At 71.9% G+C, this 9574-nt stretch carries 8 protein-coding genes; 1 reads left to right on the top strand and 7 read right to left on the bottom strand.

Going from position 1 to position 9574, the window contains the following annotated elements:
- Nucleotides 1–145 precede the first annotated feature (145 nt).
- Genes Q0283_RS02485 through Q0283_RS02465 form a run of 5 tightly spaced genes read right to left on the bottom strand, consistent with a single transcriptional unit; the run spans nucleotide 146 to nucleotide 5918 of the window.
- A complete protein-coding gene (locus Q0283_RS02485; RefSeq protein WP_298042632.1) occupies nucleotides 146–424 on the bottom strand; it encodes a monovalent cation/H+ antiporter complex subunit F in 279 nt (92 codons plus the stop codon).
- A complete protein-coding gene (locus tag Q0283_RS02480) occupies nucleotides 421–831 on the bottom strand; it encodes a Na+/H+ antiporter subunit E (RefSeq protein ID WP_298042629.1) in 411 nt (136 codons plus the stop codon). The genes Q0283_RS02485 and Q0283_RS02480 overlap by 4 nt, the downstream gene beginning before the upstream one ends.
- On the bottom strand, nucleotides 828–2408 hold the full coding sequence (locus Q0283_RS02475) for a proton-conducting transporter membrane subunit (RefSeq protein ID WP_298042626.1): 1581 nt from the start codon (nucleotides 2406–2408) through the stop codon (nucleotides 828–830). The genes Q0283_RS02480 and Q0283_RS02475 overlap by 4 nt, the downstream gene beginning before the upstream one ends.
- Nucleotides 2405–2734, bottom strand: a complete 330-nt coding sequence (locus tag Q0283_RS02470) for a sodium:proton antiporter (protein WP_029139211.1) — start codon at nucleotides 2732–2734, stop codon at nucleotides 2405–2407. Before Q0283_RS02470 ends, Q0283_RS02475 begins: the two co-directional genes overlap by 4 nt.
- Before the next feature lie 4 nt (nucleotides 2735–2738).
- Nucleotides 2739–5918, bottom strand: coding sequence for a DUF4040 family protein (locus Q0283_RS02465; protein WP_298042623.1), 3180 nt, complete (start codon nucleotides 5916–5918; stop codon nucleotides 2739–2741).
- A 255-nt stretch (nucleotides 5919–6173) separates the two neighbouring features.
- On the opposite strand from Q0283_RS02465, the gene Q0283_RS02460 reads away from it, so the two are divergent.
- On the top strand, nucleotides 6174–7034 hold the full coding sequence (locus tag Q0283_RS02460; protein ID WP_298042620.1) for a potassium channel family protein: 861 nt from the start codon (nucleotides 6174–6176) through the stop codon (nucleotides 7032–7034).
- A 79-nt stretch (nucleotides 7035–7113) separates the two neighbouring features.
- On the opposite strand, the gene Q0283_RS02455 is transcribed toward Q0283_RS02460, so the two are convergent.
- The gene (locus Q0283_RS02455; protein ID WP_298042617.1) at nucleotides 7114–8400 is read right to left on the bottom strand and encodes a DUF2254 domain-containing protein; all 1287 of its coding nucleotides are present in this window, start codon (nucleotides 8398–8400) and stop codon (nucleotides 7114–7116) included.
- Between the two features lie 4 nt (nucleotides 8401–8404).
- Nucleotides 8405–9556, bottom strand: coding sequence for an alpha/beta fold hydrolase (locus Q0283_RS02450; protein WP_298042614.1), 1152 nt, complete (start codon nucleotides 9554–9556; stop codon nucleotides 8405–8407).
- Nucleotides 9557–9574: the final 18 nt, after the last annotated feature.

Genomic DNA, 9574 nt, shown 5'->3' with positions numbered 1-9574 from the left:
AGCGGAAGGCCCATCGCCGTGGCCGGCGAGAACACGTTCATCATCTGCAGGGCGTCCCGGGCCCGGACCATGGCCACGGCCGAGAGCAGCACCAGCAGCGCGCCCCCCAGGATCAGGACGGCGGCGAGGATCTGATACCCCTCCACTAGCGTTCCCCTCTCGTCAGGATGCGTGCCAGTGCCACGGTGGCCAGGATGCCCAGGAACGCCGCGAGCATGGCGGCGTCCTGGATGACCGCGGAGCCGGACTGGATGCCGACGATCATCAGGATCCCGATGCCCGCGAAGTACACCAGGTCCCCGACCACGGCCCGTTCGGCGGCCGCGGAGGCCGTGAAGATCCGGTAGAGCCCCAGCAGGATGGCGACGGCCAGGATCAGGAGCACCCCGGAGAGCAGCACGTCATACGCGGAGTCGATGCTCATCGGACGTCCCCTTCCGCGTGGTCCTGCCATCGTGGCCCGCGGGTCATCCGCAGCAGCCGGTCCTCCATCTCCCGCAGGCCCTCGTGGACGGACTCCCGGTCCGCGTCGAAGACCGAGTGGACGAAGACCGTCACGGGTTCTGAGTCCGTGCCGTGGGCGGTGCCCACCACGAGGGTGCCCGGGGTGATGGTGATGGAGGAGGCCATCCACGTGACCTCCAGGTCGGTGTTGCAGCGCAGCGGGAAGGCCACGATGGACGGCTCCGCGAACCGGCCGGGGACCACGGCGCGGCGGGCCACGGTCAGCGACCCGGCGATCACCTGGCCGATGAGCCAGGCCACGTAGGTGATCATGGACCCGACGTTGAACCGCCAGGCGCTGCGGTGACGCGGCTGGTCGGTTCTCATGGCAGCACCGCCTCGATGTAGGGACCGGTCTCGAAGAGCCCCGCGGTCGCGGTGTCGATGAAGGGCATCAGGAGCCCAGCGAAGAGGAAGAGTGCGATGGACACGCCCATCATCATCGTCCCGGGGGCCAGCAGGCGCAGCGGGATGCGCACCTCACCCTCCAGGGTCTGGGCCTTCGCCCGTCCCCCCTCGGGCGCGGCCGGCCAGTAGCGGTGGAGCGGGGCCCCGGCGAAGCTGGAGCCCCACAGCCGCTGCAGGGCCACGAGCGTGACCACGGACGAGACCACGATCGCCACCAGGAACACCGGGGTCTGCCAGGCGCCCGCGGGGCCGGTCTCACCGGCCTCCGCTACGGCCAGGCCCAGCCCCAGCTTGCCCCACAGCCCCGAGGTGGGCGGCAGCCCGGCCAGGGACAGCAGCCCCAGGGCCACCAGGACGGCGGCCAGCCGGTCCCGGTGCATCACCCCGGAGATCCGGCCCAGCACCCCGGTGCCGTAGGTGTGCTCGACGGCCCCCACGGTGGTCAGCAACGAGGCCATCGTGACCACGTGGTGGACCAGGTAGAACAACCCCGCCGCGACGGCCGCGGGCGAGGTCACGGCGACACCGATCAGGATGTGTCCCACCCCGGCGACCATCTGGAAGGCCAGGACACCGCGGAACCGCTGTTCGCCGAGGGACCCGATGGCGCCCACCACCATGGTGGCGAGCACGACGACGGCGATCACCCCCGCGACCGCGGACGCCATTCCGGCCCCGGCGGCGCCGGACGGCGAACCCGGCTCGAAGGTCGTGAAGTAGATGCGGAAGATCGCGTACAGCGCGACTTTGGTGTGCAGGGCCGAGAACAGTGCCATCATCCCCGCGGAGGTCCCGGGGTAGGCCCGGGGCAGCCAGCCGTGGACGGGCACCACGCCGGCCTTGATGGCCAGCGCCAGCAGCACCACGGTGAGCGCCAGGGCGACCTGGGGGTCCTCGGCGGCCCGCCCGGCCAGGACGGCGAGGTTCACGGCCCCGGCCGATCCGTAGACCAGGCCGACGCCCATCAGCAGGATCAGGCTGGTCACCAGGTTGACGATCACGAACATGCGTCCCAGGCCCAGGCGCCGCCAGGTCCCGGTCACCGCGATCAGGGCGTAGGACGGCAGCAGCATCACCTCGACGAACACGAAGAGGTTGAACAGGTCACCCGTCAGCAGGGCGCCGTTGACGCCGGTCATCAGCAACAGGGCCAGCGCCGGGACGAACCGCAACCGGGCCTCACCGGTGAGGGTCAGGAACCAGCCGGAGGCAGCCGTGGCGAGCCCGGTGGTGGCCAGCATCAGGGCCGTGAGCGTGTCCGAGACCAGGGGGATCGCGATGCCACCCTCGTAGGCGCCGATGGCACTGGCCAGCACCGGGACCTCACGGTGGAACAGCATCAGGGCCACCGCCCCGGCGATCGCGAGCACGGGGACCCCGACGAGCAGGATCCGGTCGACCACGCGCTGGCGGAGGATCACGGACAGGCCCGCACAGAGCAGGGGCACGGCCACGAACAGCGCGAGCAGGGATCCGGGGGTCATCAGTTCGGTCATGCGTGCTCCTCCCCGGTCTCGGGCACCTTCTCCTGGTCGTCGTCCCGGCCGATCACGGCCAGGGCCAGCATGAAGATGGTGGTGGCCATGGAGATGACGATCGCGGTCAGCACGAAGGCCTGGGGCAGCGGATCCGCGGCGTCCGCGGCCTGCGCCGTGGACATCAGCGGTTCCACGCGCCACCCCGGCACCCCGGTGGTCAGGAGCAGCAGGTTGACGGCGTGGGAGATCAGGGTCAGCCCGAAGATGGCGCGGACCATGCTCCGCTGCTGCAGCAGCCACACGCCCGCGGCGGTCAGTACGCCCACGGTCACGGCGAGGACCAGCATGTCACCGCCCCCATTCGTCGGGCCGGGTGCCGGAGGAGATGTGCTGGGTGGTGGGCTTCACCGGTTTCGCGGGCCTTCCGTCGGTGGCGGCCGTCCGGTCCGCGGCGAGCAGGCCGTCGATCGGGTTGTCCATCGGCCCGTCCACCTCTCCCAGCACGGCCTCGTCCACGCGCTCGCGGGCGCCCTCCCCGCCGGGGCGCTGGTGGGCCGAGCGCGCGGTGCCCAGGACGTTGAAGGCGAGCAGGATGAGCCCGACGACGGCCAGGTAGACGCCGGCGTCGAACACCATGGACGTGCTGAGGTGCTGGCCGAGGACGTACCCGTGCTGGGGCTCCATGTAGGTCCCCGTGAACGCCATGTTCCACAGGCCCGTGCTCACGGCGAGCACCACGCCGCCGCCGATCAGGTAGATGGGCGCCCGGGGCGCGCCGATCTGCCGGTCCCGCGAGGTGGAGACGTAGACAAGCCCCACAATGCCGGAGCCCACGAGGGCCGCGATGAAGCCGCCCCCGGGCTCGTTGTGGCCGCGCAGGAACAGGATGGCGGAGATGACCGCGAGCAGCGGGAGCAGGAACCGCAGCATCAGCTGGAGCTGGCTGATGTTGCCCCAGGAACTGAGGATGGCGCGGCGGGCGGTGTCGCTGCCGAGGTCCGGGCCGCCCGGGCGGTCGGCGCCGTCGTGCTCCTCACCGGTCGCCATCTCCTCGCGAGCCACCTTGTCCGGGTCCGGGTCCATGTACCGGTTGCGGACCGTGGAGAGCACGGCGGCCAGCGCGATGCCGGCCATGCCCAGCACGGCCAGCTCCCCGAGGGTGTCCAGGGCGCGGAACTCGACCAGGATGACGTTGACGATGTTGTCCCCGCCGGTGATGTCCTGGCCGTTCTCCAGCAGGTACGTGCCGACCTCGGACTTCTCCCGCCGGCCGGTCAGCCCCCATGTGGCCAGACCGGTGGCGAGCCCGGCGCCCACGGCGATGACCGCGGCCGGCAGCGCCCGGGCGGCCCGGGGGCTCTTGAAGGTCCGCGGCAGCTTCTGCAGCACCAGCATGATGACGATGATGGTCAGGCTCTCCACGAGCAGCTGCGTCAGGGCCACGTCCGGGGCGCCGAGGGCCAGGATCTGCACCGTCATGAGGATGCCGATGGCGGACAGGGCCACCGTGGCGCCCAGCCGCGAGCGGGTGAACGCCACACCGAGTGCCGAGGCCGCCAGCAGGACGAGCAGCACCACGTCCACCGGCTGGTTCAGCCCCTCGCGCAGCGGGGGCAGGCTGCCCTGGGCACTGAGCAGGAGGGCCCCGGGGACCACGACGGCCACCAGCGAGGCCACCATCATGGCCGCGTGCGAGGCGGCGGCGTCCCGGGCGGTCAGCCGGGCCACGGCGTGGCCGGCCACGGTCAGGCCCCGGGTGCAGGCCTCGATGATCGAGGCACCGCCGAACGGCAGACCGGCGTCCTCCAGCACCGGCCAGAGCCGGTGGCGCAGCAGGACCGTCACCACGCCGGCGGCGAAGACCGCGAGGGTGGTGAGCAGTTCGGCGGTGATCCCGTGCCAGAGCACGAAGTGCGGTTCCGCCCCGGCGCCCGGCAAGGCCGTGTCCGTGGCGGCGCCGACCGCGACGTCCAGCAGCGGCAGGGCGAAGAGCGCCGCGACGGAGGCGAGGATCGGCAGCGCGGTGGCGGTCACCAGGATGCCACCGGGAGCGTGCACCGGGGCGTCGGCACCGGCGGCGTGCCCGTGGTCCCGTGCGTGGGCCGGCGCCACCCGCCCCGGCCGCCGGGTCCGGCCGTACTCCTCGGGCCGCTCCGGGTCCAGGAAGCCGCCGACGACGATCTTCGCGCAGTAGGCGAAGGTGAGCACGGAGCCGAGGGCGGCTCCGGCCAGCGCGACCGGGCCCGCCCAGGCGGCGAGCGTGCCGGACGCGCCTCCGTCCGCGGCCCAGTGGTTGAGGGCCGTGAAGATGGACTCCTTGGAGATGAAGCCGAGTAGGGGCGGGATGCCCGCCATCGCGCCGGCGCCCAGGACGGTCACCACGAAGGTGAACGGCAGCGCCCGGTACAGCACCGGCAGGCGCCGCAGGTCGCGGGTTCCGGTGGCGTGGTCCACGACTCCGACCACCATGAACAGCCCGGACTTGAACAGGGCGTGCGCGATGGTGTGGATCAGGGCGGCGGCGATGCCGGCCTCGGTCCCGGTGCCGATCGCGGCCACGATGAGCCCCAGCTGGCTGACCGTGGAGTAGGCCATCAGCTTCTTCAGGTCGTGCTGCTGCAGTGCCCGCCAGCCACCGACGGCCGAGGTCACCAGGCCCACGACGACGAGCAGGACGGACCACAGCACGTCGTCGTGGAAGACCGGCGAGAAGCGCAACAGCAGGAAGATGCCGGCCTTCACCACGGCGGCGGCGTGCAGGTAGGCCGAGACGGGGGTGGCAGCGGCCATCGCGTCGGGCAGCCAGGAGTGGAACGGGAACTGGGCCGACTTCGTCATGGCGGCCAGCGCGATGAGCAGCCCGACCGTGGTGGTGAAGGCGGGGTCCTGGGCCCACAGGTCCGAGGCCATGATCTCACCCAGGTTCGTGGTTCCCGCCCGGACGGCCACCAGCACGACGGCGACGAGCAGGGCCAGTCCGCCGAGGAAGGTGACCAGCAGGGTCCGCATCGACGGGGCGAAGGCGCTCTGGCCCGAGCGGGCGATGAGCAGGAAGGACGCCAGGGAGGTCAGTTCCCAGCAGATGAACAGGACCGCCAGGTCGTCCGCGGTCACGAGCCCCACCATGGCCAGCGTGAACAGGGCCATCCCGAGGTAGAAGCTCAGGTTGGGGCCGGGGTCCAGGTACCGGGTGGAGTAGACGAGCACCACCGCGCCGATGAGCAGCGCGATGAGGGTGAAGACGCTCGAGACGGGATCGGCCGAGAACGCCAGCCTGATGCCCTCTCCCCCACCGGGCCCCCAGGAGGGGATCCACGGGATGGACCACGTGGCGGGTGAAGCGGCTGCAGCACCGCCGGCACCGGCGCGGACAACCGTCCCCTGGGCCAGGGCGGGCAGGTACGCCACGGCGGCGAGCGTGTAGACGGCCGCCAGGGGCCATCCGGCGTTGCGGCCCCACCACCGGCAGAACAGGGGGGTGAGGATGAGTCCGACCGCAAGGAGGGCAAGGGTCAGTGCGGTGGACATGCGTTCCACCCTAGCAATCCCGGCGCGCGGAGATCCCCCGCGTACATCCTTGACACACACCCCGTTGCCCGCGCTGCTGGCCGGGAAGGGGATGCCATCCCGGCTGAGGTGCACGGATGGTGCGGCCCCGCCACCGGATCGGCTCCTGTGGACCGTCGCCGGCGCCGGTACGCTCGGTACAGCGGGGACCGACCGGGCGGTGAACCGGTCGCGATCCCAGACCCTGCGAGTGTCGACCAGGAACGGAGACCTGCCGTGGACATCGTGCTGAGCATCGCGGGCATCCTGGTGATCCTGGTGGGATTGCGGGACATGTTCCACAGCCTGCTGCACCCGAAGGGCCAGGGAGGCCTCAGCCGTGGGGTGCTCTCCGGCCTGTGGAAGGCCTCCAGGCTGACCGGTCACCGGTTCGGCTCCGCGGCCGGCCCCGCGGGCATGGTCGCCGTGATCCTGATGTGGGTCCTGCTGCAGGCGGTGGGCTGGGCGCTGGTCTACCTTCCGCACCTGCCCGAGGGGTTCAGTTACTCCGGAGTGGACCCGGCCGACCACCCGAACCCGGCCGAGGCGCTCTACGTCTCCCTGACCACGCTGTCCACCGTGGGCTTCGGTGACGTCGTCGCCACCAGCCCCTGGATCCGGATGGCGGCCCCGGTCCAGGCATTGACCGGGTTCGCCCTGCTGACGGCCGGACTGACGTGGTTCACGCAGGTGTATCCGCCCCTGTCACGCCGCAGGGCGCTCGCCCTGGCACTGGCGGGGATGGAGGACGCCGGTTACGCCGAGGCGCTCCATCGGGTGGGCCCGGAGACGGCGGCCCGGGTCCTGGACGAGATGTCCGGGCGGATCGAGCAGGCGGGCATCGACTTCGCCCAGCACACGGAGAGCTACTACTTCGTCGAGGAGGACACGGAACTGTCCCTGGCCCGGCAGCTGCCCTACGCCCTGGCCCTGCGGGACAGCGCCCAGCACTCCCAGGTCCCGGAACTGCAGGCCGGCGCCACCAGGTTCTCCGCGGCCCTGGACCGGCTGGGGGCCGTGCTGGCGGAGGACTTCGTGTCCGGCGCCGACGCCGAGACCATCTTCGCGGCCTACGCGGACGACCACCGGCGCCGCTGAACGGCGCCTGGCCACGACACACAGCACGACCCCCGGAATCGCCGAGGCGATCGCCCCGACCGGGACCACACGTTCCAGGTCAGGCGGGGAGCCCCTCCAGCAGCTGCCGGACCGCGGGGCGGTAGCGTTCCGCGCTGACCTCCACGAGGTCCTCCAGCAGGGTGCGCAACCGATGGGGCACCTGCAGGGCGTCACCGCTGTGCGCGATCTCCAGCAGGGCCAGCTCCACCAGTTCCGTGATGGCCTGGGGATGGTGCACCACACGGACCCGGCCGGCGTCGTCGGCGATGTAGGGGCTGGGCGAGGCGCGCCGGACCAGCACGCGCAGGATCCGGTGGAGCTCGTCCAGGCACTGCACGGCCGTCGTCGGGTCGTTCACCCCCGGGGACAGCGCGCGGTTGCCGATGTCCACGAGCTGGCGGATGCCGAAGGCGACGTCCTGGCGCATCTCCCGCTGCGGGCCCAGCCCGATGTGCCGGTAGGGGTCACCCGGCTCGCGGCCCTCCTCCACCCCGACGGCGGCGCCCCAGATCCGCAGCACGTGCTGTCCCTCCGCCAGGAACTGGCCCACCGGCCGGTCCAGCGTGACCACCACGTCCCGCTCCCGCGCCCAGCGGACCAGCCCCGCATAGTCCACGTGCGTGATCACGCCGTGCCGCGGTGCCTCGAGCCGGAGATGCGGCGTGCCCGGGGCGGGGGACCAGGTGGGACCGAACGCCGGGGCCTCGGCATCCGCGGACTCCGGGAACATCCGGTCGGCGAGCGCCACCGTCTGGTCACCGATCCGCGAGATGACGTGGGAGACCTGGATCGAGGTGGTGATGTGGTGGATGAAGGCCAGGAAGAACCCCATGGAGACGAGGACCAGCAGGAAGGCCAGGGTCACGGAGACCTGGGGGACGAACTGCTCGGTGGAGTTGTCACCGCGCACGGACCGGGTCACGGTCAGGGCGAACACGAAGGTGGAGATGAAGATGCCCAGCGTGGACTGCACCACCCGGTTCTGCAGGAATCCTCCGAGGACCCGCGGGGTGAACTGGCTGGAGGCCAGCTGCAGGACCACCATGGTGATGGAGAAGACCAGTCCGGTCACCGAGATCATGGCCGTGGCGATCGTGCCCAGCAGTCCCCGGGCGCCGTCCGGGCCGCCCTGGAAGACGTATTGCAGGTCGGTGGTGCCCCAGGAGTCCTCCACCTGGGGCAGGACGATGCCGAGGACCAGGAACACCAGGACGCAGGCCGCCGGCACGGCCCAGAACGGTTTCCACAGGCGGCTCCACCATGACGCCGGGGCCACCTCGGGGAGGGAGCCGCGGGCCCGGTGCCCCGCGCCGGCGCCCGTCATGTCGTCCGTCGCCTGGTCCATGGCCTCATCCTGCCAGCCCCGCGGGGTCCCGCAGCCAGGTGGTCAGCACCCGGCAGGCCAGGTCCAGGTTCCCCATCTGGCAGTGCTGGTCGGCGTGCTCGGCCGCGGTGAACGTCCGCACGCTCAGGCTGCGGGCAGCCGTCAGCGCCCGGGCCTGGGCCCGGGCCAGTGCCGGTGGCTGGAACGCGTCGTGCTCCCCGCACATCAGCAGCACGTCCTGACGCACCCGCTCGCTGCCCAGGTGCCGGGCGTTCATGCCCAGGAACCAGTCCACGACGTCGGCCGGGTCGTCGCTGTCGACCATGTACAGCACCTGCTCGACCACCATGCGCAGCGTCGGGAACAACCGGGCCCGGATACGCACGCTCCAGCGCATGAAGTCCCGATGGTCCAGCATCCCCCGGACGGGTCCACGCGCCACGGCGGGCAGCCGGTAGAGCCAGTCGTAGACCGGCGGCCACGCCACCACCTGCCGGAGGCGCGGTTCCAGCCCGGCGGCGCGCAGCGCCCAGTACCCGCCCATCGAGATCCCCACCAGGGCGGCCTCCGTCAGGCCGAAGTGGTCCAGCACCGCGCCGACCGGCTTCTCCCAGTCGTGCTCGGAGGTCAGTCCGTGCAGCGCCCGCGCCCCGCCCTGTCCCGGGCCCTCGAACGCGACGACGTCGAACCCCGCGGCGGCCACACGCTGCCAGACGGGCTGGAACTCCTCGATCACCGAGTCGAATCCGCCGTGCAGCAGCACCGTGGCCCCGGTGCCCGGACCGTCCGCCGCCAGGCGGTAGGCGGGCAGCGCGGCCTGGGCGTAGGGCACCTCGTGGCGCACGACGCCGGTGCCCGCGAAGGCGGCGTCGTACAGGTCACGGAGGCGCCGGTAGCGCGCGATCTTCTCCCCCGACCGCGGTGGCGTGAAGAACTCCGCCAGGCGCAGGTACCCCGCGGCGTGCCGGGTCCGGCCGGCGGCGGCCGCCCGCGCGGAGAGGTCCTCGAAGACGGGGACGCAGTCGGGTCCGGAACGGATCCGGTTCGCCGCGACGAGGAGCTCGGCGCGGTCGGCGAAGCCCAGCGCTTGTGCCCGGTTGAACTGGTAGTTGAGGAAGTCCCTCCGGTGGAAGCGCTCGAACCCCACGGGCAGGGCCTCCAGGTCCCGGGACGCCACGCCCACAACCTACTGCGG

Origin of the sequence: uncultured Citricoccus sp. (genome assembly GCF_937871995.1) — a bacterium.
In the GTDB taxonomy this organism is placed as follows: Bacteria; Actinomycetota; Actinomycetes; order Actinomycetales; family Micrococcaceae; genus Citricoccus.
Note: the sequence above shows the minus strand (reverse complement) of the source record. Positions and strands in the feature narration are given on the sequence as shown.